This window comes from Allobosea sp. 117, assembly GCF_000702305.1.
Classification (GTDB): Bacteria; Pseudomonadota; Alphaproteobacteria; order Rhizobiales; family Xanthobacteraceae; genus Ancylobacter.
The window spans coordinates 522,753-543,546 of the sequence record NZ_JNLC01000010.1 but is presented as its reverse complement, the minus strand read 5'-3'; the positions used below and the strand labels follow the sequence as shown (position 1 = coordinate 543,546).

Below are 20,794 nucleotides of genomic sequence, written 5' to 3'. Positions count from 1 at the left end.
CCACACGCGGAAGGCGTTACGGATCAGCGGCTTGGCGCCGGACGCGCTGCCCCGGCCGCCACGCTGGTCTCCCCCGCGTCTGGTGCGATGCCGGACCAGCCCTCTCAGTTCGAACCGAGCAGCGGGTCGACTTCCTTGGCGAGGTCCTCGGGGCTCATGGCGCCCTTCACCTGCTTGCCGTTGACGAAGAAGGTCGGGGTCGAGTTCACGCCGAACTCGGCGCCCTTCTTGGCCACCTCGTCGAGCTGCCCGGACAGCTTGGTGTCGGAGAGGCAGGCGTTGAACTGCTCCTCGGTCATGCCGCCCTGCTTGGCGACGGCGAGCAGGGCCTGCGCCGGGTTGTTGCCGAAGGCCCAGTTCTGCTGAGTCTCGAACAGGGTCGAGACCATCGGGTAATATTTGTCCGGGCCGGCGCAGCGCGCCACCATGAAGGCCGCCTTGGCGACGATATCGAGCGGGAACTCGCGCAGGATCAGCTTCACCTTGCCGGTGTCGATGTATTTCTCCTTGAGGACCGGGAAGGTCTCCTTGTGGAAATGCGCGCAGTGCCCGCAGGTCATCGAGGCGTATTCGACGATCGTCACCGGCGCGTCGGCCTTGCCGAGCACCATGTCGGGCAGCGCACCCGGGGCCATCAGCTTGTCGGCGCTCACCGTCTGCGCTTCCGCCGAACCGATGAAGGCAAAGCGACCCGGCCCGAAGCTGTCGGGGCTCGCGAAGGCGAAGAGCGCGGCCGCGGTGAGGGCGGCGGCGCCGACCCCTTCGAGGAAGCGACGGCGGTCGATCATGGTGGTCTCCAAATGACGCGGATCGGCTCTGAGGAAAAGAGCGCATCCAGCGCCCCGGGAATGACGTAGCGCCTACAAGCAGCGCGCGATCATGGCAACGGTACGGCGGCGCGGCACGCGGTCACCGCTGCGTGATGGAATGCCGCGGTTATTTCCGCCGAAACGTCCCGGCCGGCTGCGCCGCCCCGCTTCTGCGCGCATCGGCCTCCCGCCGCACCAGCGCGCCGAGCCGGGCGAGCGCGCGGGCGAGTTCCTCGTCCTCGAAGCTGCCGAGCCGCGACGCGACGCTGGCGCAAGCGGCCGCATCCGGCTCGGGACGTCGTCGGCGCGCGGGGCGCAGCGCCGCCACCGGCCCCTGCCGCAGAGCGATGCGCCCGACGCAGCGCCAGCCGAAGAAGCGGTTGATACGCTCGATCACCACCGGCGCGTCATGCTGCAGCTCGATGGCATAGCCTCCCTCCACGCGCACATGGAGAACCCCGGTGCCCTCCATGTCCTGCCGCGAGGGCCAGGCGAGCCGGATCGGCGCCGCGCGGGCGGCCAGCACCTCGCCGACGATCTCCGCCCAATGGGTGACGATGTCGACGGCGGCGAGGCCGCGTTGCGCGCAGCTCTCGGCGATGGTGGTACCGACCAGATCGGCCAGCGGGCGCGGCGCGGCACGCGGGCGGCGGATATTCGCGGAGGGCTCGCTGTCGGCCATGATTTCGGGCGCGTCTCTTGCGGATGACGGACAAGGGCGTGGACGGATGGCGCGGGCGGCTTGCCGGCGACGTCGCATGCCGCCACTTTCGGCGCCATGGCACGACACGCCTCGACCCTCCGCGCGACCACATCCGCCAGCCTAGCAGCGCCCCCGCAGGCGCGGAAGCCGGTGCCCGACCCGGCAGCGCTGCTCGCCTGGTACGACCGCCACCGGCGCCGCCTGCCGTGGCGCGCCCCGCCGGGCAAGCGGGCCGATCCCTATGCGGTGTTTCTCTCAGAGATCATGCTGCAGCAGACGACAGTCGTCGCCGTCGCACCCTATTACGCCGCCTTCCTCGCCCGCTGGCCGAACGTGGAGGCACTGGCGTCGGCCCCTCTGGAGGAGGTGCTCTCGGCCTGGGCGGGGCTCGGCTATTACGCCCGCGCCCGCAACCTGCACGCCTGCGCACGCGCCGTCGCCGAGCGCCATGGCGGCCACTTCCCGCAGGACGAAGCGGCGCTGCTGGCGCTGCCCGGCATCGGCCCCTACACCGCCGCCGCCATCGCCTCGATCGCCTTCGACCAGCGCGCTGCCCCGGTCGACGGCAATTGGGAGCGTGTCGTGGCCCGACTGTTCGCGGTCGAGGAGCCGCTGCCCAAGTCGAAACCGCAACTTCGCGCCCTCGCCGCGACGCTGCTGCCGGAGGCGCGCTTCGGCGATTTCGCGCAGGCAATGATGGATCTCGGCGCCACCATCTGCACGCCGCGCAAGCCCGCCTGCGCGCTCTGTCCGTGGCAGGAGCCCTGCGCGGCGCGCGCCGCGGGAGCGCAGGAGCTCTATCCGCGCAAGACGGCGAAGGCCGGGCGGCCGACGCGGCGCGGCGTCGCCTTCCTCGCGGTGCGGGCGGACGGCGCCGTGCTGGTGCGCTCGCGCCCCATGAAAGGACTGCTTGCCGGCATGAGCGAGGTGCCCTCGACGCCGTGGGAGACGGCGGCTCCGCGCGATCCAGCGGCCCATGCCCCGCTGAAGGCGGACTGGCGGGCGCTGAACGCCACGGTCGACCACGTCTTCAGCCATTTCGCACTGGAACTCGCGGTGTGGCGCGCGCGCCTGCCGCGCGGGACGCCGGCGCCGGACGGACATCGCTGGGTGCCCCCCGCCGGCTTCGACGCCGAGGCGTTCCCGAGCGTGATGCGCAAGGTGCTGGCCCATATCGACTAAATCTGCTGCCGGCATGAACCGGCCGTCCATCGGCGCGTTATCCGGCCGTCCCGCACGGGTTGTGCGGCTTCACGGAGACACGACGATGGGTAGCACCGCCGACAAGGCCAAGGGCCTCACCAACGAAGCCATGGGCAACGCCAAGCAGGGCCTCGGCAAGATGACCGGCTCGAAGAAGCTTCAGGCCAAGGGCAAGGCGCAGGAGCTCAAGGGCGAGGGCCAGCAGGCGATGGGCAAGGCCAAGACCGCCATCAAGAAGGCCGCCAATCTCTGACGCCGGCCCCGACGAACGAGGCTGCTGCGAAGTCGCCTCGTTCCCGGGCGGGGTGATCGCTCAGTCGAGCAGCCCGATATGGCCGGGCAGCGCGGCGACGCGCGCCAGCCAAGCCCGCACCGCCGGGAAGGGCGCGAGATCGTAGCCGCCCTCCTCCGCCGTGTGCGTATAGGCATAGAGCGCGATGTCGGCGACGCTGAAGGCGTCCCCGGCCAGCCAGTCATGGGCGGCGAGCCGCGCCTCCATCACGCCCAGCGCCTTGTTGCCGGCCTCCAGCAATTGCACCATGCGCTCGGGCGTCGCCAACGCTGCCCGCTCGGCATAGGTCAGCAGCGCGCGGCGCACCGCGATGGCCGGCTCATGGCTGTACTGTTCGAAGAACAGCCATTCATAGGCCTTTGCCCGGTCGTAGCGGTCGGTGGGCAGGAGCGGCGTGCCCTCAGCGAGGTACAGCATGATGGCATTGGATTCGGCGAGGCAGCGCCCGTCTTCCAACTCGACGGTCGGCAGCTTGCCGATGGGGTTCCTGGCGAGGAATTCCGGCGTGCGGGTCGAGCCGTCGCGCGAGGACATCCTCACCCGCCGGAGCGGCCGGCCGAGATGCGCCGCGGCCAGGCGGACCTTGTAGCTGTTGCCGGACTCCGGCATGTCGTAGAGCGTGATCATGGGTCGCTCCGCTTCGGACCGGCCGATGCGCCGTCTATTCCGCCGCCATCGACATCTCGGTGCGCACCACGGCGCGCAGCGTGTCGATGGGCCTGAGGCCCTCGCGGGTCTCGATGTGCCAGTAGGTCCAACCGTTGCACGCCTCCAGCCCCTGAGCGATGGCGCCGGCGCGGTGGATCGAGGCGACCTGGCCGAGGCCGGGCGCGGTCTCCAGCGACAGCGTGCCGTCGGCACGCACCAGTGCACGGTTCTGCGCGCGCGGACAGGTGAGCAGCGTACCCGGCGCGATCAGTCCGCGCTCGACCAGCGAGGCGAAGGCAACGCGCGGCGCCTCGCGGGCTGAGGGCGCGGGGGCGAGCGCGTCCTCCGGCAGCGGCTCGGCGGCGGCGATGCGCGCCAGTGCGGCGTCGGCATAAGTGGCGTCGCGCTCGATGCCGACGAAATGCCGGCGCAGCTTCTTGGCCACCGCAGCCGTGGTGCCGGAACCGAGAAAGGGGTCGAGCACCACGTCGCCGGGCTTGGACGATGCGAGGAGGATGCGGGCGATGAGCGCCTCCGGCTTCTGGGTCGGGTGCGCCTTGCGGCCCTCCCCGTCCTTCAGCCGCTCGCCGCCCGAGCAGATCGGGAACAGCCAATCGGAGCGCATCTGCACGTCCTCATTGCCAGCTTTGAGCGCCTCGTAATTGAAGGCGTAGCCACGGGCGCCGGGCTCGCGCGCGGCCCAGATCAGCGTCTCGTGCGCATTGGTGAAGCGCCGGCCGCGGAAGTTCGGCATCGGGTTGGTCTTGCGCCAGACGATGTCGTTGAGGATCCAGAAATTGAGGTCCTGCAGCAGCGCGCCGACGCGGAAGATGTTGTGGTAGGAGCCGATCACCCACAGCGTGCCGTTCGGCTTAAGCACCCGGCGCACGGCGAGCAGCCAGGCGCGGGTGAAGGCATCATAGGCCTCGAAGCTCTCGAACTTGTCCCAGTCGTCGTCGACCGCGTCGACCCGGCTGTCGTCGGGACGCTTCAGATCGCCCTGGAGCTGGAGATTGTAGGGCGGATCGGCGAAGACGAGATCGACCGAGCGCGCCGGCAGGCGCGCCAGCTCGGCGATGCAGTCGCCGCGCAGGACGATGTCGAGGGGAAGGCTTTCGTCGGGACGGGAACCGGAGCGGCGGGCAGGCGCGACCGCCTCGGCATTACGCACGACCTTCATGGGGCAATCCTGGAACGCAAACGCTACACAACACGTCCACAATGTCTCCCGGTTAGGGTAAAGAGCGGGTAAAGCGCGGCCCGGTCCGGGAGAGAGAGACGCCAGGAGAGGAATGCCAGCCTTGGAGACCGGCGCCCCCGAACCGCACGGCCGCGAAGCGCCCAGCCCCACGGCGCCCGATCCCTGGCATGGCGACGGGCTGGCGGCGCGTTCGGTGCGCTTCGCCGCCATCCTCGTCGGGCCGATCGCCTTCGGCCTCGCCATCGGGCTGCAGAGCTGGCTGCTCTTCGCCGTCGTCACCGGCATCCTCGCCTTCACCGTCGATCCCGGCGGACCGGCGCTGCCACGTCTCGGCTGGCTCGCCGGCGCCGGACTGGTGGTGCTGGTCGGCTCGGGCATCGGCACGCTGGCCGCCGGCCATCAGGGGCTGGTGATCGCGAGCTTTGCCGCGGTCGGCGTGATCTACGCACTGGTCGAGAGCCTGCACCAGACCTATGCGGTCGGGGCGCGCTTCCTCTGCCTGACGGTCGCGGTCGGCGCGCTCTATCTGCCGCTGGCGCCGGTCGACGTGCTCGTCGTCGCCGCGGCGGTTCTCTATGCCTGGCTGGTCTCGATCACCTGGGACGTTCTGGTGGGCGGGCCGCGTCCCTCGACGGCGCCCCTCCTCGCCGGGATGTCGACGCTGTTGCGCGTCACCGCCCGCGAGCGGCGCTCCTTCGCGGCGGCGGTCGCTATCGCCGTCCCCCTCGCTTATCTGACCAGCACCGCCCTCGGCCTGCATCGGCCCTACTGGACGCTGATCGTCACCGTCATCGTGCTGCGGGCGGACATGATGTCGAGCGGCCGGCTGATGCGCGATATGCTGGGCGGCACGCTGCTCGGCATCGGCGCAGCGCTGGCCTACGGCCTCGCCTTCCCCCAGCACTGGATGTTGCTGGCCGGCATGCTGCTGGCGGCGCTGGTGCGCTGGCCGGCGCAGCAACTGCACGGCGCGCTCGGCATGGCGGCGCTCACCGCCTTCGTCATCCTGCTGATCGAGCTGATCTCCGGCTCGGTGGGCGGCGCGACGCAGGACATCGAGGCGCGGGCCGTCGACGTCGCCGTGGGGTGCGGGTTTGCGGTGGTGGCCCTGCTGCTCGACTGGCTGTTCCGCTGGCTGTTCGCGCGGATCGAGCCGGCACCCGGTCCGAAGGCTTAGCCCCGGCTCCGCTCAGATTACCTACGGCACCGTCCAGATGACCGGCAGGAAGCTGTCGGCCTGCAGCATCTCGATGCCCTCGGCGACCGGGATCGCGGCGAGGAACACGCAGGCATCGATGAAGGTACGCACGACGAGTTGCGGGCGGACCTCCAGCGTGTCGACGTTCCGCCACAGCCGGAAATCCGGCAGGAAACGCGGCACACGCGCCTTGTAGGCGAGATAGGTCTCGCCGAATGTCTCGGTCAGGAAGCGCTCTTCCTTGCGCACCACGATGCTGAACACGATCCATGTGATGAAGAACGCCGCCAGCGCCGCGGTGAAGCTGCCGAATTGGGCGCCGGCGCCCGCCGCGCCGATGAAGGAGAAGACGTAGAGCGGGTTGCGGACCACCGAATAGGGGCCGAGGTCCACGATCGTCGCCTTCTTGCGACCGCCGATATAGAGCGAGCACCAGGTGCGGCCGGCGATCGCCACCAGCAGCAGGGCGCGCCCGACATGCTCGAGGCTCTCGTGCAGGCCGAGGTCGGTCTCCGGCCAGAGCGAGTGGCTGAACAGCAGCACCGCGAATGCGACAACCCCGAGCGCGTAGAGCACGAGCTTGCGCACGCTCTGAACGGCGGCGATGTCGAGGCTGGACCTTCGGGTGATCTGCGGCATTTCGTTCATGTAGCAGGACTCGGCGAGCGGTGGGCGCCCCCCGGATGACGCAGGGCTAGGGGCAGATATGCCTCTTCGTCAACAGATTGTCACACAGGCGCGGTGTCGCGGACCTAGGCCATAGTTCGATGACGCAACGTCATGGTTGCGGGCTCGTGTGGCGATGGGGAAAGCAGTCGGAGCTGAAATACGTCGATGAAATCACCGAAAACCATGGGCAAAGCCCCAACATGTCGTGGATCGATCGCACGCACCCACTTGAACTTGTGGCTTGAGGACGGCACGCTTCAGCCATGAAATTCACCCGCCTGCGCCTCACCGGCTTCAAGACCTTCGTCGAGCCGACCGAGATGCTGATCGAGCCCGGCCTCACCGGCGTCGTGGGTCCGAACGGCTGCGGCAAGTCGAACCTCGTCGAGGCGATGCGCTGGGTGATGGGCGAGAACTCCTACAAGGCGATGCGCGCCGAGGGGATGGACGACGTCATCTTCGGCGGCACCACCACCCGTCCGGCGCGCAACTCCGCCGAGGTGGTGCTGTTCGTCGACAATGTGGACCGCTCCGCGCCGGCGATGTTCAACGACGCCGATCAGCTCGAGATCTCGCGCCGCATCGAGCGCGAGGCCGGCTCGGCCTACCGCATCAACGGGCGCGAGGTGCGCGCCCGCGACGTGCAGATCCTGTTTGCCGACGCCTCCTCCGGCTCGCGCTCGCCGGCCATGGTGCGGCAGGGGCAGATCGGCGAGCTGATCGGCGCCAAGCCCTCGGCCCGCCGGCGCATCCTCGAGGAGGCGGCGGGCGTCGCCGGCCTGCATGCGCGGCGCAACGAGGCGGAGATGCGCCTGCGCGGTGCCGAGACCAATCTCGCACGCCTCGAGGACGTGATCGGCCAGATCGGCACGCAGCTCGACGCGCTGCGCCGCCAGTCGCGGCAGGCCTCGCGCTACCGCTCGCTGTCCGGCGACATCCGCAAGGCGGAGGCGACGCTGCTCTGGCTGCGCTGGCTGGAAGCGTCCGGCGCGGTGAACGAGGCCGAGCGGGCGCTCGACCTCGCGGTGCGCATGGTCGCCGAGCGCACGCGGGCGCAGGCCGAGACGGCGCGTCTTGCCGCCATCGCCGCCCATGAGCTTCCCGGCCTGCGCGAGGCCGACGCGGCGGCAGCGGCGGCACTGCAGCGCCTGACGCTGGCGCGCGGCGAGCTCGACCGCGACGAGGCCCGCGCCAGCGCCCGGCGCGACGAGCTCGACCGGCGCCTCGCCCAGCTCGCCGGCGACGTCGAGCGCGAGCGCGCGCTAGCGCTCGACGCCTCCTCGGTGCTGGAGCGGCTGACAGCGGAGGCGGAGGAGCTGGAGGCGCTCCAGCTCGATTCCGGTGCGGACGAGGAAGAGGCGGCGATCCGCCGGGCCGAGGCGGAGCAGACGCTGACCGAGGCCGAACGCGCCTTCGCGGAAGCGACCGCCACCGGCGCCGAGCGGACGGCGCGGCGCGGCGCGCTGGAACGCTCCCTGCGCGAGGCGGCCGAGCGGGCCACGCGGCTGGAGCGCGAGCTCGGCGGGCTCGCCGAGCAGGAGCGCAGTCTCGCCCGCAGCGTCGATGCCGGAAGCCTCGACGCCCGACGCGCCACAGCCGAGGCGGCGCAGGAGGCGCTGGAGACCGCCGAGGCCAACGCGCTGGAGGCCGAGGCTGCGCATGGCGCTGCCCGCGCCGCGCTGGATCAGGCCCGCCGACCTCTCGCCGAGGCGGAGAAGCAGGCGCAGCGGCTCGACGCCGAAGCGCGTACCCTCGCCAAGCTGTTCGACAGCGGGGCGGGCAAGAAATGGCCGCCGGTGATCGACGCGGTGCGCGTGGCACGCGGCTATGAGGCGGCGCTCGGCGCGGCGCTCGGCGACGATCTCGACCTGCCGTCGGACGTCGCCGCTCCGGCGCATTGGGGCGTGCTGCCGGCGAGCGGCGTCGACCCCGCATTGCCCGTGGGCGTCGAACCGCTGGCCCGCCATGTCGAGGCGCCCGCAGCGCTCGCCCGGCGCCTCGCGCAGATCGGCGTGGTCGCCCGCGAGGACGGCGCGCGGCTGGCCGCATCGCTGGCGCCGGGGCAGCGCCTCGTCTCCCGCGAGGGCGATTTGTGGCGCTGGGACGGACTATCCGCCGCCGCCGAGGCGCCGACGCCGGCCGCGCGCCGTCTCGCCGAGCGCAACCGCCTCGCCGAGGTGGAGGCGGCATTGGAGGGTGCCCGCGCCGAGGTCGGAACGCAGCGTCGCACGCTGGAGGCGGCCGAGGTGGCGCTGCGCACTGCCGGCTCACGCGAGAACGCCGCCCGCGAGGCCCGCCGCGCCGCTGCCCGCGCCCATGACCTTGCCCGCGACGAGCTCGCCCGCATCGAGCGCGCCAGCGCCGAGCAGGCGGCCAGGCTCGCCGCTCTCGCCGATTCGCGCATCCGCATCGAGGCCGAGTTCGAGACCACGGCGATCGCCCGCGACGAGGCGGAAGCGGCGCTCAAGGCCCTCGAACCCGCCGCCGATTCCGAGGCGCTGCTGGCGGAGATCCGCACCCGCGTCGCCCAGGGCCGGGCCGCGGTGGCGGAAGCGCGGGCGGCGGCGGAGGGGCTCTCCCGCGAGCGCGAGCAGCGGCTGCGCCGGCTTGCCGCGATCGCCGCCGAGCGCTCATCCTGGCAGGCGCGGGCCGGCGGCACCGACGAGCGGCTCGCCGCCATCGAGGCGCGGCGCGAGGAAGCTGCGATCGAACGCGCCGAGCTCGACGACGCCCCCGCCGCCTTCGAGCAGCGCCGCCGCGCCCTTCTGAGCGAGACTGCCAAGGCGGAGGAGGCCCGCCGGCAGGCCTCCGACCGGCTGGCGAGCGCCGAGACGGCGCAGGCCGACGCCGACCGGGCCGGGCGCGCCGCGCTCGACGCGCTGGCCGGCGCCCGCGAGGAATCGGCCCGTGCCGAGGCGCGGCTGGAAGCCGCCCGGCAGCGCCGCACCGACCTCGTGCGCGAGATCGGCGACATGCTCGACGGCCCGCCGGACAGCGCCCGCCAGATCGCCGCGCTGGAGCCGGACGCGCCGCTGCCGGAAGCCGGCGCGCTGGAGGCCGAGCTCGACCGGCTGAAGCGCGAGCGCGAAAGACTCGGCGCGGTGAACCTGCGCGCCGAGGAGGAACTCGCCGAGGTCGAGACCCAGCAGCAGGGCCTCACCTCCGAACGCGACGATCTCACCGAGGCGATCAAGCGGCTGCGCCACGGCATCGCCAGCCTCAACCGCGAGGCGCGCGAGCGGCTCCAGGCCTCCTTCGCGGTAGTGGACGGGCATTTCCGCCAGCTCTTCGGCACGCTGTTCGGCGGCGGCGAGGCGCAGCTCGTGCTCACCGATTCGGACGACCCGCTGGAGGCCGGCCTCGACATCATCGCCAAGCCGCCGGGCAAGAAGCCGCAATCGCTGTCGCTGCTCTCCGGCGGCGAGCAGGCGCTGACCGCTATGGCGCTGATCTTCGCCGTGTTCCTCACCAATCCGGCGCCGATCTGCGTGCTCGACGAGGTGGACGCGCCGCTCGACGACGCCAATGTCGAGCGCTTCTGCAACCTGCTCGACGAGATGCGCCGCCTCACCGAGACGCGCTTCGTCACCATCACCCACAACCCGATTACCATGAGCCGGATGAACCGGCTGTTCGGGGTGACGATGGCCGAGCGCGGCGTCTCGAAGCTGGTCTCGGTGGACCTCGCCACCGCCGAGGACTGGCGCCAGGCCGGCTGACGTTGCGGAAGGCCTCATCGCGGCCGGCGGCTGCGCCATTTGCCGTATTCCCGGCGTCCTCCTGGTATGCCAAAAACCACGCGATCAGCTTACCTTGGTGCGGCGGGGTTACCGGAGTGCCTGCGACAGAGCGTCCACCTGCCCATTTTCTCCTTTATTTTCAATGTTTTAAAAGATGTGATCGCATCCTTGACACCCCATGGGGCGAACACTATGGTGCGCCCGGTTTCGGGGGTGGGGTAAACCCTTCTCTGGTCAGGGCTGGCACATCATGGACGACCGTAAACCGACGGACGGCCAGAAGAGCGGGCCAGGACCGGAGCCGACCGACGCCGAACTCTCCGGCAGGCTCCGGGGGCTGGATTCCGCGCTGAACCGGGTGCGGGCCGAGCGCAAGTCGGAACAGGCATCGCCGCCTCCCGATTCGAGCTCGACCTCCGCGGGCCTGACGCTGGCGTTCCGGCTCGGAAGCGAGTTCGTCGCGGGAGTGCTGGTCGGCGCTGGGCTGGGGTGGGGCATCGACTATGTCTTCGGCACGTCGCCCTGGGGATTGATTGTGTTCCTGCTGCTCGGCTTCGGCGCGAGCATCATGAACATGATGCGCGCCGCCGGTGAGACCGGCCGCCGCAAGCCGCCGCCGGGCGGCAAGTGACGAATCCGCCGCAAGGCGGCAACGACACCGCCGAAGGCGGAGCGTGACGAGGACGCCGAACGGCGTCAACAGAACGGGGCGGGCGCCATCAGGCGCCGGTTGAACGAAGGGGCGCCGCAACGGCGCCAGTGACGAGGGCAGCGACCGGCGATGGCCAGCGGAAGCGTGATCGATCCGATCCATCAGTTCCAGATCAACAAGATCGTGGACATGGGCGCGCCGGGCGGCGTGCAACTGGCCTTCACCAATTCCGCCGCCTTCATGTTCGGCATCGTCGCCCTGATCTTCTTCTTCCTGACCTTCGCCACGCGCGGCCGCACCCTGGTGCCCGGCCGCCTGCAGTCGCTGGCGGAGATGTCCTACGAATTCGTGGCCTCGACCGTGCGCTCGACCGCCGGCAATGAGGGCATGAAGTTCTTCCCGCTGGTGTTCTCGCTGTTCATGTTCGTGCTGTTCGCGAACTTCATCGGCATGGTCCCCTACGCCTTCACGGTGACGAGCCACATCGTCGTCACCGCCGCGCTGGCGCTGATCGTCATCGGCACGGTCATCATCTACGGCTTCGCCCGCCACGGCACGCATTTCCTGCACCTCTTCGTGCCTTCGGGCGTGCCAGCCTTCCTGCTGCCCTTCATGGTCGTGATCGAGCTCATCTCCTTCCTCTCACGCCCCATCAGCCTTTCGCTGCGCCTGTTCGCCAACATGCTGGCGGGCCACATCGCGATGAAGGTGTTCGCCGGCTTCATCGTGATGATGACCGCGACCGGCCTCGCCGGCTGGTTCGGCGCCGTGCTGCCGCTCGCCATGGTGATCGCGCTCACCGCCCTCGAATTCCTGGTCGCCGCACTGCAGGCCTATGTGTTCGCCGTGCTGACCTGCATCTATCTCAACGACGCGCTGCACCCGGGCCACTGACCGGACGGACGTCGAGGGACGAAATCCACCAACACGCCTCAACTTGCGAATTCAATAGGAGAAGATCATGGAAGCGGAAGCCGCCAAGTTCCTCGGCGCCGGTCTCGCCTGTCTCGGCATGGGCCTCGCCGGCATCGGCGTCGGTAACATCTTCGGCAACTTCCTCTCGGGCGCGCTGCGCAACCCGTCGGCGGCCGACGGCCAGTTCGCCCGCGCCTTCATCGGTGCGGCGCTCGCGGAAGGTCTCGGCATCTTCTCGCTGGTCGTCGCGCTGGTCCTGCTCTTCGTGGTCTGATGTCCGGGTATGGCGGGCCGGCTCCGGCCGCCCGCCTCCCGTGGTCTTTCCTGCCCATCGAGGAAGCCTGAACCATGTCCGAGACCAGCGGTCCGGCCGTCTTCGTCATCGCCCAGGCCGAAACGTCCGGGGGATCGTCGTTTGGCGACAGCACCACCCCGCCCGCGAATGCGCACGGCGTGGAGATCGCAACCCCGCCCGGCGAGGCGCATGGTTCGAACTTCCCCCCGTTCGATGCGCAGACCTTTCCCTCGCAGCTCATCTGGCTGGCGATCGCCTTCGGGCTGCTCTACCTGCTGATGAGCCGCATCGCGCTGCCGCGCATCGCCACCATCCTCGAGGAACGGCACGACCGCATCGCCGACGATCTCGAGGAGGCGGGCAAGCACAAGGCGGAGAGCGAAGCCGCCGCCAAGGCCTATGAGCAGGCGCTGGCGAGCGCGCGCGGCAAGGCGCAGACCATCGCCACCGAGACGCGCGACAAGCTTTCCGCCGAGGCGGAAGCCGGCCGCAAGTCTCTGGAGGCGCAGCTTTCCGAGAAGCTGGCGGCGGCGGAACGCCAGATCGGCGACACCAAGACGGCGGCGATGGCGAATGTGCGCGGCATCGCGGCCGACACCGCCGGCGCCATCGTGAACGAGCTCATCGGCACTGCTCCCGACGCCAAGGCGGTCGAGGCGGAAGTCGACAAGGCCCTGAAGAGCTGAGGACCGAGCCATGGGTACCGATACATTCTGGGTCCTGGTCGCCTTCGTCATCTTCATGGCGATCGTCATCAAGATGGGCGCCTTCTCCGGCATCGCCTCCAAGCTCGACGCGCGCGGCGAACGCATCCGTACCGAGCTCGAGGAAGCCCGCCGGCTGAAGGAAGAGGCGCAGAAGCTGGTCGCCGAGTACAAGCGCAAGCAGCGCGAGGCGGAGGCCGAGGCCGAGGCGATCATCACCACCGCGCGCACCGAGGCGGAGCGCCTCGCTGCAGAGTCCAAGACGAAGCTCGAAGACCTGATCACCCGCCGCACCAAGATGGCCGAGCAGAAGATCGCCCAGGCCGAGGCGCAAGCGCTCGCCGATGTGCGCGCCGCTGCCGCCGAGGTCGCCTCCAAGGCGGCCGAGGGCCTGCTGACCGCGCAGGTGGTGGGCGACACCGCCGAGCGGGTGCTCGCCAATGCGGTGAAGGATGTCAAGGCGAAGCTGAACTGAGCCGCTGACGCCCGATCATGAGTTTGAAATGCCCGGCCTCGCGCCGGGCATTTTCGTTTGGTGTGCGGAATTCTGCGGGTGCCCTGTACCGAGCCGTGGACCTAATCCTCCGTTCTGAGGTGCATTAGATCGTACCCTCCATGCGCGCCGTCATTCTGAGGTGCCCGGCCAGCGGCCGGGTCTCGAAGTATCGTCGCCTCGCGCGCCAAGGACGACCATCCTTCGCGGCTCGCTCCGCTCGCACCTCAGAGTCTGACTCGAAATCGCATATTGGGGGGCGTAACGACGGTTTTTCTCCCTCCCCGGCGGGGAGAGGGTTGGGGTGAGGGACCTTCCCGGTATCCCGATGGTGTTCCCCCTCACCGACCCGCTTCGCGGGCCACCTCTCCCTGCCGGGGGGAAGCGATTTATCGGTCAGGCTCTGAGAACAACGGGGGATTTGGCGGCGGCGTTCGACGGCGCGGGCCCGCCTCACGCCCATGATCCCGGAATTCGTCCCCGCCTCGCATCACGCTGACATTCCGGCCGCAGGCGTAGCCGGAGAGCCGGGATCGCGTGCCGACATGGATGGCGATCCCGGATCGGCCTGCGGCCGTCCGGGATGACGATGTCGAAGGCCTTGGGGAAATACCGCTCCTGCTCCCCCCGCTCAGCTCGACCAGCGGCGAGGGCGGTAGAAGGTGTGCTCGCCGATGCGGTCCAGCTTGCGCATCTCGCGCACCCAGCGCGGGCGGACATAGGACGCGTGGTAGTGCGTCGCCTTGCCAACCTTGTCGTCCCAGATGCGGCCGTCGAGCATGTCGCCGGCGATGCGCTGCGCCTGCTTCCACAGTTCCGGCTCGGTCACCACGTCGCGGACATTGTCGCAGGCAAAGGTGAACTGGCAGCCGAGCTTACGGTTGGCGTTCTGGTAGACCGCGCGGCAGACATCGGCCGGGTAATAGCCGGAGAAGACGCGGTTCACCACCACCTGCGCCACCCCGACCTGGCCCCGATAGGGCTCGCCCCGGCTTTCGAAATAGACCGCTTCCGCCAGGCACTTCTGCGCCCGCGCCAGGCGTTTGCCGTCGAGGCCGAGGCGCTCCGCGGGGCTTGACGGCTCGGCCCCCTCGCCTGTCACCTCGCCCTTGGCGGCGACCGTCGTGCCGCCCGCCTCGGCGTGGAAGAAGGGCTGGGGCGGCAGTGCGCTCGGATCGGCGCCGAAGATGAAGGCGGCCTCGTTGTAGATCGGCTTCAGCCCGGCGCCATCCGCCGGCGCGGCGAGCGCGACGCTCTCCTCAAGCGTCAGCGCGGCCTCTCCCGCCGGCAGGGTGCCGACGCTCTGCGTGCCGTCGGATTCGACGAGTTCCTGCTCCGGCGCGTCGGCGTCATCGGCGCCATCCTCGAACTCGGACGGATCGCCCGTCGGATCGCCGCCGTCGAAGCTGGCGACCAGGTTCTCATCCGTATCGGTGGGATCGGTTGCGGTTCCAGCATCACCGGCAGCCGCCGCCTCGGAGGCGGGACCCGCCAGCGTTTCCCCGGGCGGCCCGGCGGGAATCTTCACCGCGAGCGGCAGCCGGTCCGCCTTGGCGGAGCGATTCACGCTGATACCGAGCTCGACATTGGGCGGTTCGGTGATGGGAGAGCCGAGAGGTCCCTGACCAGCCGAGGGCCAGGCGAAGGTCGCGGTCTTCAGTGCCCGCAGCGGGCCGCCCAGCAGCACGACGCGGGCACGCTCGGTGACGCCCGGCTGATGCGCCAGCAGGCCGGCGAGATCCTGCTGGCCGATGGTCGTACTCACGCCGGCGGTCAGCGGCAGGAGAAGCGCTGTGAAGACGCCGAGCCGCCGACGCCGACGTGAGACACGCATGACGCAACGCCTACGCAACAGGAACAAAGGATCCGATCCGTGACACGCCGATCACAGGCAATGCCTCGAATGCGAAGCATCATGGTTGTCGCGCATTAACCTTGCGCGGCGGTTAACGGGGAGATTCATGCCGCGCGGCCGGAGGCGTCAGCGCGGCGCGGCGGCGCGGGCCAGGCGGTCGGCGATCGCCTCGCCGAGCCCCTCCGTGGGGATCGGAACCACGGCGATCGCCCGGGCGCCGCTCTCGTCCAGCCGGCGCAGATGGGCGAAAAGGTTGGCCGCCGCCTCGATGAGGTCGCCGGACGGGCTGAGATCGAGCCACGCGACCGCATGCTCGCTGCCCGCCGGCCTCACGCCGCCGAATCCGAGCACCGCCTCTCCGGGCGCGACCGAGACAGCATTCAGCCGCACGGGAACGGCCGGCGCGTAGTGCGAGGCGAGCATGCCCGGCGCCAGCGGCGCCTCTTCCCGCGCCTGCCGGCCGGCGGGGCGGCGCATCAGCGGATGTCCGAGCAGCGCTTCGACCGCCGCACGCGGCAGCCCACCCGGGCGCAGCAGACGCACCTCCTCGCCGGTGCAGTCGAGGATGGTCGATTCGACGCCGACCATGCACGGTCCCGCGTCGAGCACGAGATCGATAATGCCGTCGAGGTCCGCCAGCACATGAGCGGGGGTCGTCGGCGAGACATGGCCGGAACGGTTGGCGCTCGGCGCTGCCACCGGCCGGCCGACGGCGGCGAGCACGGCGCGCGCCACGTCATGGCCCGGCACCCGTATCGCGACGCTCGGCAGACCGGCGCGGGCGAGGTCGCACACCGCGCCCTCGACCGCCGGAACCACCAGCGTCATCGGTCCCGGCCAGAACCGCTCGGCCAGCCGCGCCGCCGTCCCGTTGAAATGCCCGACCCGCTTCGCCGCCTCGAAATCCGGAACATGGGCGATCAGCGGATTGAAGCTCGGCCGGCCCTTGGCGGCATAGAGCCGGGCGACCGCACGCGGATTGGAGGCGTCACAGGCGAGGCCATAGACCGTCTCGGTCGGCAGAGCGACGAGGCCGCCGGCCGCCAGCACGCGCGCGGCCTCGGCGATGCCGGCCGCATCGGCCGGCAGGCACAGGGTGTTGCGTTCATCCTTGGCGAGGGCCGACACGTCACGTCTCTCCAATCTGACGCCGGGGTCGATAGGCGGGGCACGTGGCGAGGTCAAGGCGGCAGGGTGGCGGCGGGTGGCGCAGATGCTCATATGCAGGCATCAATATTCGCCTAACGCAGCGCCGGGAGGCGCTGGCCTGCATCACGGGGCTGACATAAGGTCGGCCGTCGAGCCAATCAGAAACCGCGCGGAAACCAGGCGCGGCAACAAGATCAGGGACCGCCAAGGAACGACATGCCGACCCTCCTCATCAGTCACGACGCCTGCCTCGACCACCTCACGCCGATGGGCCACCCGGAACGGCCGGACCGCGTACGCGCGCTCAACCGGGTGTTCGAGCAGGAGCAGTTCGCGACGCTGGCGCGCGAACAGGCGCCGCTCGGGGAACGCGACGACATCATCCGCGTGCATCCCGCCGACTATGTCGACGCGCTCAACGAGGCGATGCCCAACGAGGGCTTGGTGCGGATCGACGGCGACACCGTGATGTCGCCCGGCACCGGGGAGGCCATTTCGCGCGGCGTCGGCGGCTCGGTGCTGGCGGTCGACGAGGTGCTGGCCGGCAAGGCGGCGAACGCCTTCGTCTCGATGCGCCCGCCGGGCCACCATGCCGAGACCCGCACTCCGATGGGCTTCTGCCTGTTCAACAATGTCGCCATCGCCGCGCGCCACGCCCAGAAGGTGCACGGCATCGGGCGCGTCGCCATCGTCGATTTCGACGTGCACCACGGCAACGGTACGCAGGAGATCTTCTGGTCTGACCCGAGCGTGCTCTACGCCTCCACCCACGAGATGCCGCTGTTTCCCGGCACCGGCTCGGTCGGCGAGCGTGGCACCAGCGACAACATCGTCAACGCGCCGCTGCGCGCCGGCGACACCGGCGAGCGCTTCAGGGAGGCCTTCGAGGGGCGCATCCTGCCGCGGCTGGAAGCCTTCGGGCCCGAGCTCCTCATCATCTCCGCCGGCTTCGACGCTCACACCCGCGACCCGCTCGCCAACATCAACCTGCTCGAGGCCGACTATGCCTGGGTCACCAAGAAGCTGATGGAGGTGGCCGACAAGCATTGCGGCGGGCGTCTCGTCTCGGTGCTGGAGGGCGGCTACGACCTCGAAGGGCTGGCGCGTTCGGCCGCTGCGCATGTGCTGGCGCTGATGCGGGGCTGAGGCCTTTCCACGCGAAACAGGCTGGGGATCGGGTTGCCGCGCGAGCCCGCTTGCCGTTTATAAGGGCGCGGTGAAGCGACTCGGGAGGGTGCCATGGCCGATGCGGCGGACGTCAACACGCTGAGCTTCGAGAAGGCGCTGGCCGAGCTCGAGGAGATCGTCGGCAAGCTCGAGGGCGGCAACGTCCCGCTCGAGGAATCGATCACGCTCTACGCGCGCGGCGAGGCGCTCAAAGCCCGCTGCGACGCGCTGCTCAAGGATGCCGAGGCGCGGGTGGAGAAGATCACGCTTGGCGCCGACGGCAAGCCGGCGGGCACCGTGCCGCTCGACGGCGAGTGAGCCGCGCCCGGCCGGAGGCGCCCATGTCGATCCGGCTGCGCCCGCATCACCTGCTCTGCCTGCTAACCTATGTCGGCAAGGGCTATTCGCCGGCCTTCGTCGCCAATTACGACCGCATCGTCGCCCGGCTCGATGCCGGCGAGCCCGCCGAGCTGGTCGAGGGACCGGACGATATCTGCGCGCCGATGCTTGATGGCGGGCATCACTGCCTGAACGACAGCGTCGCCATCCGCGACGCCACCGCCCGCGGGGCGCTGGCGCATCTCTTTGGCGATGGCCTTGCCGTCGGCACGATACTTCGTTTCTCCGCCGGCCGCCTCGCCGCGATGCGCGCGGCGTTCGCTGACGGGACGCTCCGCGCCGCCTGCACAGGCTGCCAGTGGACGGGGCTGTGCGACGCCATCGCCGCCGACGGCTTCCGCGGGGCGAGGCTGACGGGCGAAGGGGCGGTCAGCCCGCCTTGCGCGCCGCGCAATCCGGATTGAACACCCGCTTCGCCGAGGCCGGGTGCCGAGCGAGCGCCGCCGCCGGGCGGATCGGCCGGCGCTCCAGCTCGCCCGAGCAGTTCGGGCAGACGCCGCCGAGCAGGTCGCGCGTGCAATCGAAGCAGAAGGTGCATTCGAAGGTGCAGATCATCGCTTCATGCGACTGCGGCGGGAGATCGCGATCGCAGCACTCGCAGCCCGGCCTCAGCTCCAGCATGCATCGCTCCTCGTCTCAATAGATGCCCGGCACGATGCGGGCGGTGCGGGCCATGTAGGCCCGGTATTCGTCGCCGAAGGTGTCGAGCATCATCGCCTCTTCCCGCCCGACGCGGAAGGCGTAGAGGATGCCGAAGCCTATGAGGCCGGCCGGACCGGCGATCCAGTTGGGGATGAGGATCAACTGCGCCAGCGCCCACAGGAAGAAGGCCGAATACATCGGGTGGCGGACATAGCGGTAGACGCCGCCGGTGATCAGCTTGTGGCTGTCCTTGATCTCCAGCGTCACCGACCAGTTCTTGCCGAGGTCCTTGTGGGTGCGGCGGAACAGCCAGAGCGCGAAAGCGAAGGTGAGCGCGCCGAGGACGAGCTGAACCGCCGAATAGGGGTAGTTGGCGAAGTTGAAGACGCGCGAGGTCGCCCACAGCAGCGGCACGATGCCGAGCCCGCAGGTCGAGCAGGAGAGCAGGACCAGCTCGCGCACACGGTGGCGGGCATCGACCACCTTCTCGCGCTTCACCTTCCGCTCGAAGGGAATGCGGATAACGTACCAGCCGACGACGCCGACGGCCCAGACGATCTTGGCGGCGAGCAGAAGGTTCATGGAGCCTCGTTCAGGACGCCGCGACAGGCGCGGTCTGGGGCAGCAGGGAGCCATCGGCCGCGAAATGCGCGGGGGCGCCGCCAAGGCCGGCGGCGATCACCGCGAAGGGCACCGGGCCGAGCGCGAACATGAAATAGTCGTAGGCCGCACGCTTCTCGTTCGCGAGCAGGAACTGGTAGTGCAGGCGCATCATCTCCCAGCGCAGCCGCCGCAGCTTCTCGTAGGAGAGCATGCTCTTGATGTTGGCGTTGCGCAGCAGCGGCCGGCGCGCGCCCGCCGGCTCGTCGAGCCCCGCGCGGCAGAGGCGAACCGGATCGAACTTGTAGAAGTTGATGGCGTCGTGGCGCGCCTGGTACTCGATCCAGGAAAGCCCGGGCAGAGCGGCGATGCGGCTGGCCGCCTCGCGCACGCCGGCTCCGGCAGGGTGCAATGCGAGCTTCGGGATGGTGGCGCCGCAGGTCAGAAGGCAGAGGCGCGTGCCGGCGCGGCCGGCCTCAGGCATCCGGACCGCGAGGCGCTCCAGCACGCCGAGCACCAGCGTCGCACCGAGGCTGTGGCCGACGAGGAGCACCTCGTCATATCTGCCGGAATCGAGCCGGGCGGCGACCAGCGCGGCAAAACGCTCGAGCCGCTCCTCCAGCTCCGGCATGCGGCCATACATATAGGCGCGGGCGAGGTCCCAGTCGTCGAGCGACTGGTGCAGCCGCCAGCGCCGGCCGGGCCAGCGGAACAGGATGAGGAACGCCGCGATACCGACGACGAGCGCAACCAGCTTCGGCAGCAGTTCCGACAGCGCTGGTAAAAAGAGTTGACCCTGTAGCATTCCGGGGAGCGATGCGAAGAGACTCCCGGCCAGCCCTCCCGCAAGCACACCAGCCGCAGCGAACAGCAGGATCACCGCGAGCGGGAACAGGAAGAACAGGCCATAGCGGATGCAGGCGCGGAAATAGCGCCAGGCCGTGCCGGTGATCAGGAAATCGATGAGCGCGGCGACGCCGCGGGACAGGCGCACGATGTCCGGCCGCTCGTCGAAGGCGACGACGATGTCGTCCCAGCGCAGGATCTCGTAGTCGGTCTGCTGCCGCCAGTTCGGCCCCTCGGCGTCGATGTGCCAGCGGGCGGAGGTCTCCACGCCGTCGTCGAGCCGGCCGGACACGTCGACGCGGCAGTTCCACAATTTGCCGAACAGCCCGGCCTGATAGGCGAAGCGGCCGTGGTGGTAGCCCATGTCGGTCGGATCATGGCCCGGCAGCAGCAGCACGAGCCGGCGCCCGCCGGCGTCGCCTTCCGCCTGCGTTCCCCCGGTTTCCGCCCCCGAATCCAACGCCTGCGCGCTCATGCGGCGGTTCTATCGGATGCGCGGGCGGCGCGCCAATGCTGATCGGCGCCGCCCCCTCGGTCTCCACACATCTCCGGCCGCTCGCCGGAAGATGCCAAGGGCGTCGTCATCGTCGGCGCTCGTGCGCAGCGCCCCGGAA

The 20,794-nt window shown here is 70.0% G+C and carries 22 protein-coding genes; 12 read left to right on the top strand and 10 right to left on the bottom strand.

Features of this window, described 5'->3' with window-relative positions:
• Positions 1 to 104: 104 nt before the first annotated feature.
• Together U742_RS0104580 and U742_RS0104575 are read right to left on the bottom strand one after the other, a co-directional pair.
• Complete coding sequence (locus tag U742_RS0104580) at positions 105 to 788, bottom strand: DsbA family protein (protein WP_029350500.1); 684 nt, start codon at positions 786 to 788, stop codon at positions 105 to 107.
• 148 nt (positions 789 to 936) lie between these two features.
• The gene (locus tag U742_RS0104575) at positions 937 to 1,491 is read right to left on the bottom strand and encodes a DUF721 domain-containing protein (RefSeq protein ID WP_051660862.1); all 555 of its coding nucleotides are present in this window, start codon (positions 1,489 to 1,491) and stop codon (positions 937 to 939) included.
• 171 nt (positions 1,492 to 1,662) lie between these two features.
• Between U742_RS0104575 and mutY the strand changes: the two genes are divergently transcribed.
• The gene (gene mutY, locus U742_RS0104570; protein WP_029350496.1) at positions 1,663 to 2,694 is read left to right on the top strand and encodes an A/G-specific adenine glycosylase; all 1,032 of its coding nucleotides are present in this window, start codon (positions 1,663 to 1,665) and stop codon (positions 2,692 to 2,694) included.
• 85 nt (positions 2,695 to 2,779) lie between these two features.
• Entirely contained in the window at positions 2,780 to 2,968 is a 189-nt protein-coding gene (locus U742_RS0104565) for a CsbD family protein (RefSeq protein ID WP_029350495.1), read from the top strand.
• A gap of 60 nt (positions 2,969 to 3,028) precedes the next feature.
• Here U742_RS0104565 and U742_RS0104560 read toward each other — a convergent pair whose 3' ends face one another.
• Both U742_RS0104560 and U742_RS0104555 read right to left on the bottom strand, forming a co-directional pair.
• A complete protein-coding gene (locus U742_RS0104560) occupies positions 3,029 to 3,634 on the bottom strand; it encodes a glutathione S-transferase family protein (RefSeq protein WP_029350493.1) in 606 nt (201 codons plus the stop codon).
• 34 nt (positions 3,635 to 3,668) lie between these two features.
• Entirely contained in the window at positions 3,669 to 4,835 is a 1,167-nt protein-coding gene (locus U742_RS0104555) for a site-specific DNA-methyltransferase (protein WP_029350491.1), read from the bottom strand.
• A 112-nt stretch (positions 4,836 to 4,947) separates the two neighbouring features.
• Between U742_RS0104555 and U742_RS0104550 the strand changes: the two genes are divergently transcribed.
• Positions 4,948 to 6,033 (top strand): FUSC family protein, encoded by a 1,086-nt coding sequence (locus U742_RS0104550; protein ID WP_156034125.1) that lies wholly within the window; start codon positions 4,948 to 4,950, stop codon positions 6,031 to 6,033.
• Between the two features lie 21 nt (positions 6,034 to 6,054).
• On the opposite strand, the gene U742_RS0104545 is transcribed toward U742_RS0104550, so the two are convergent.
• Entirely contained in the window at positions 6,055 to 6,702 is a 648-nt protein-coding gene (locus U742_RS0104545) for a methyltransferase family protein (RefSeq protein ID WP_197028169.1), read from the bottom strand.
• A 284-nt stretch (positions 6,703 to 6,986) separates the two neighbouring features.
• Between U742_RS0104545 and U742_RS0104540 the strand changes: the two genes are divergently transcribed.
• The 6 genes from U742_RS0104540 to U742_RS0104515 all read left to right on the top strand — a co-directional run bounded on the left by U742_RS0104540 (position 6,987) and on the right by U742_RS0104515 (position 13,504).
• Positions 6,987 to 10,442 (top strand): chromosome segregation SMC family protein, encoded by a 3,456-nt coding sequence (locus tag U742_RS0104540; RefSeq protein ID WP_029350484.1) that lies wholly within the window; start codon positions 6,987 to 6,989, stop codon positions 10,440 to 10,442.
• Between the two features lie 271 nt (positions 10,443 to 10,713).
• Entirely contained in the window at positions 10,714 to 11,094 is a 381-nt protein-coding gene (locus tag U742_RS0104535; protein ID WP_029350482.1) for an AtpZ/AtpI family protein, read from the top strand.
• 165 nt (positions 11,095 to 11,259) lie between these two features.
• Entirely contained in the window at positions 11,260 to 12,009 is a 750-nt protein-coding gene (locus U742_RS0104530) for a F0F1 ATP synthase subunit A (protein ID WP_197028199.1), read from the top strand.
• A gap of 67 nt (positions 12,010 to 12,076) precedes the next feature.
• The gene (locus U742_RS0104525; RefSeq protein WP_029350478.1) at positions 12,077 to 12,304 is read left to right on the top strand and encodes a F0F1 ATP synthase subunit C; all 228 of its coding nucleotides are present in this window, start codon (positions 12,077 to 12,079) and stop codon (positions 12,302 to 12,304) included.
• 74 nt (positions 12,305 to 12,378) lie between these two features.
• Positions 12,379 to 13,011, top strand: a complete 633-nt coding sequence (locus tag U742_RS0104520; protein ID WP_029350476.1) for a F0F1 ATP synthase subunit B — start codon at positions 12,379 to 12,381, stop codon at positions 13,009 to 13,011.
• A 10-nt stretch (positions 13,012 to 13,021) separates the two neighbouring features.
• A complete protein-coding gene (locus U742_RS0104515) occupies positions 13,022 to 13,504 on the top strand; it encodes a F0F1 ATP synthase subunit B family protein (protein ID WP_029350474.1) in 483 nt (160 codons plus the stop codon).
• 649 nt (positions 13,505 to 14,153) lie between these two features.
• On the opposite strand, the gene U742_RS0104510 is transcribed toward U742_RS0104515, so the two are convergent.
• Together U742_RS0104510 and U742_RS0104505 are read right to left on the bottom strand one after the other, a co-directional pair.
• Complete coding sequence (locus tag U742_RS0104510) at positions 14,154 to 15,356, bottom strand: cell wall hydrolase (RefSeq protein WP_081852822.1); 1,203 nt, start codon at positions 15,354 to 15,356, stop codon at positions 14,154 to 14,156.
• A gap of 147 nt (positions 15,357 to 15,503) precedes the next feature.
• Positions 15,504 to 16,505: an L-threonylcarbamoyladenylate synthase gene (locus tag U742_RS0104505; RefSeq protein WP_248310258.1), complete on the bottom strand. Its 1,002-nt coding sequence runs from the start codon at positions 16,503 to 16,505 to the stop codon at positions 15,504 to 15,506.
• 237 nt (positions 16,506 to 16,742) lie between these two features.
• Here U742_RS0104505 and U742_RS0104500 point away from each other — a divergent pair, with 237 nt between their 5' ends.
• The 3 genes from U742_RS0104500 (at position 16,743) to U742_RS0104490 (ending at position 18,496) form a co-directional block, all read left to right on the top strand.
• Positions 16,743 to 17,672 carry a histone deacetylase family protein gene (locus tag U742_RS0104500; RefSeq protein ID WP_029350467.1) on the top strand — a complete coding sequence of 310 codons (930 nt, stop codon included), beginning with the start codon at positions 16,743 to 16,745 and terminating at the stop codon, positions 17,670 to 17,672.
• 93 nt (positions 17,673 to 17,765) lie between these two features.
• Positions 17,766 to 18,011, top strand: a complete 246-nt coding sequence (locus U742_RS0104495; protein ID WP_029350465.1) for an exodeoxyribonuclease VII small subunit — start codon at positions 17,766 to 17,768, stop codon at positions 18,009 to 18,011.
• 23 nt (positions 18,012 to 18,034) lie between these two features.
• Positions 18,035 to 18,496, top strand: coding sequence for a DUF1284 domain-containing protein (locus U742_RS0104490; protein WP_029350463.1), 462 nt, complete (start codon positions 18,035 to 18,037; stop codon positions 18,494 to 18,496).
• Here the strand turns inward: U742_RS0104490 and U742_RS0104485 are convergent.
• Genes U742_RS0104485 through U742_RS0104475 form a run of 3 tightly spaced genes read right to left on the bottom strand, consistent with a single transcriptional unit; the run spans position 18,462 to position 20,655 of the window.
• Positions 18,462 to 18,713 (bottom strand): DUF1272 domain-containing protein, encoded by a 252-nt coding sequence (locus U742_RS0104485; protein ID WP_029350460.1) that lies wholly within the window; start codon positions 18,711 to 18,713, stop codon positions 18,462 to 18,464. The genes U742_RS0104490 and U742_RS0104485 overlap by 35 nt on opposite strands.
• 15 nt (positions 18,714 to 18,728) lie before the next feature.
• Positions 18,729 to 19,316, bottom strand: a complete 588-nt coding sequence (locus U742_RS0104480) for a protein-S-isoprenylcysteine O-methyltransferase (protein ID WP_029350458.1) — start codon at positions 19,314 to 19,316, stop codon at positions 18,729 to 18,731.
• A 10-nt stretch (positions 19,317 to 19,326) separates the two neighbouring features.
• Positions 19,327 to 20,655, bottom strand: coding sequence for an RBBP9/YdeN family alpha/beta hydrolase (locus U742_RS0104475; RefSeq protein WP_248310257.1), 1,329 nt, complete (start codon positions 20,653 to 20,655; stop codon positions 19,327 to 19,329).
• Between the last annotated feature and the right edge of the window lie 139 nt (positions 20,656 to 20,794).

Coding starts and splice junctions, on each gene's coding strand:
- U742_RS0104550 (WP_156034125.1), top strand. CDS start 4,948: ATGCCAGCCTTGGAGACCGGCGCCCCCGAACCGCACGGCCGCGAAGCG.
- U742_RS0104560 (WP_029350493.1), bottom strand. CDS start 3,634: ATGATCACGCTCTACGACATGCCGGAGTCCGGCAACAGCTACAAGGTC.
- U742_RS0104545 (WP_197028169.1), bottom strand. CDS start 6,702: ATGAACGAAATGCCGCAGATCACCCGAAGGTCCAGCCTCGACATCGCC.
- U742_RS0104565 (WP_029350495.1), top strand. CDS start 2,780: ATGGGTAGCACCGCCGACAAGGCCAAGGGCCTCACCAACGAAGCCATG.
- U742_RS0104515 (WP_029350474.1), top strand. CDS start 13,022: ATGGGTACCGATACATTCTGGGTCCTGGTCGCCTTCGTCATCTTCATG.
- U742_RS0104575 (WP_051660862.1), bottom strand. CDS start 1,491: ATGGCCGACAGCGAGCCCTCCGCGAATATCCGCCGCCCGCGTGCCGCG.
- U742_RS0104510 (WP_081852822.1), bottom strand. CDS start 15,356: ATGCGTGTCTCACGTCGGCGTCGGCGGCTCGGCGTCTTCACAGCGCTT.
- U742_RS0104475 (WP_248310257.1), bottom strand. CDS start 20,655: ATGAGCGCGCAGGCGTTGGATTCGGGGGCGGAAACCGGGGGAACGCAG.
- U742_RS0104500 (WP_029350467.1), top strand. CDS start 16,743: ATGCCGACCCTCCTCATCAGTCACGACGCCTGCCTCGACCACCTCACG.
- U742_RS0104525 (WP_029350478.1), top strand. CDS start 12,077: ATGGAAGCGGAAGCCGCCAAGTTCCTCGGCGCCGGTCTCGCCTGTCTC.
- U742_RS0104540 (WP_029350484.1), top strand. CDS start 6,987: ATGAAATTCACCCGCCTGCGCCTCACCGGCTTCAAGACCTTCGTCGAG.
- U742_RS0104580 (WP_029350500.1), bottom strand. CDS start 788: ATGATCGACCGCCGTCGCTTCCTCGAAGGGGTCGGCGCCGCCGCCCTC.
- U742_RS0104485 (WP_029350460.1), bottom strand. CDS start 18,713: ATGCTGGAGCTGAGGCCGGGCTGCGAGTGCTGCGATCGCGATCTCCCG.
- U742_RS0104535 (WP_029350482.1), top strand. CDS start 10,714: ATGGACGACCGTAAACCGACGGACGGCCAGAAGAGCGGGCCAGGACCG.
- U742_RS0104520 (WP_029350476.1), top strand. CDS start 12,379: ATGTCCGAGACCAGCGGTCCGGCCGTCTTCGTCATCGCCCAGGCCGAA.
- U742_RS0104555 (WP_029350491.1), bottom strand. CDS start 4,835: ATGAAGGTCGTGCGTAATGCCGAGGCGGTCGCGCCTGCCCGCCGCTCC.
- U742_RS0104490 (WP_029350463.1), top strand. CDS start 18,035: ATGTCGATCCGGCTGCGCCCGCATCACCTGCTCTGCCTGCTAACCTAT.
- U742_RS0104480 (WP_029350458.1), bottom strand. CDS start 19,316: ATGAACCTTCTGCTCGCCGCCAAGATCGTCTGGGCCGTCGGCGTCGTC.
- U742_RS0104495 (WP_029350465.1), top strand. CDS start 17,766: ATGGCCGATGCGGCGGACGTCAACACGCTGAGCTTCGAGAAGGCGCTG.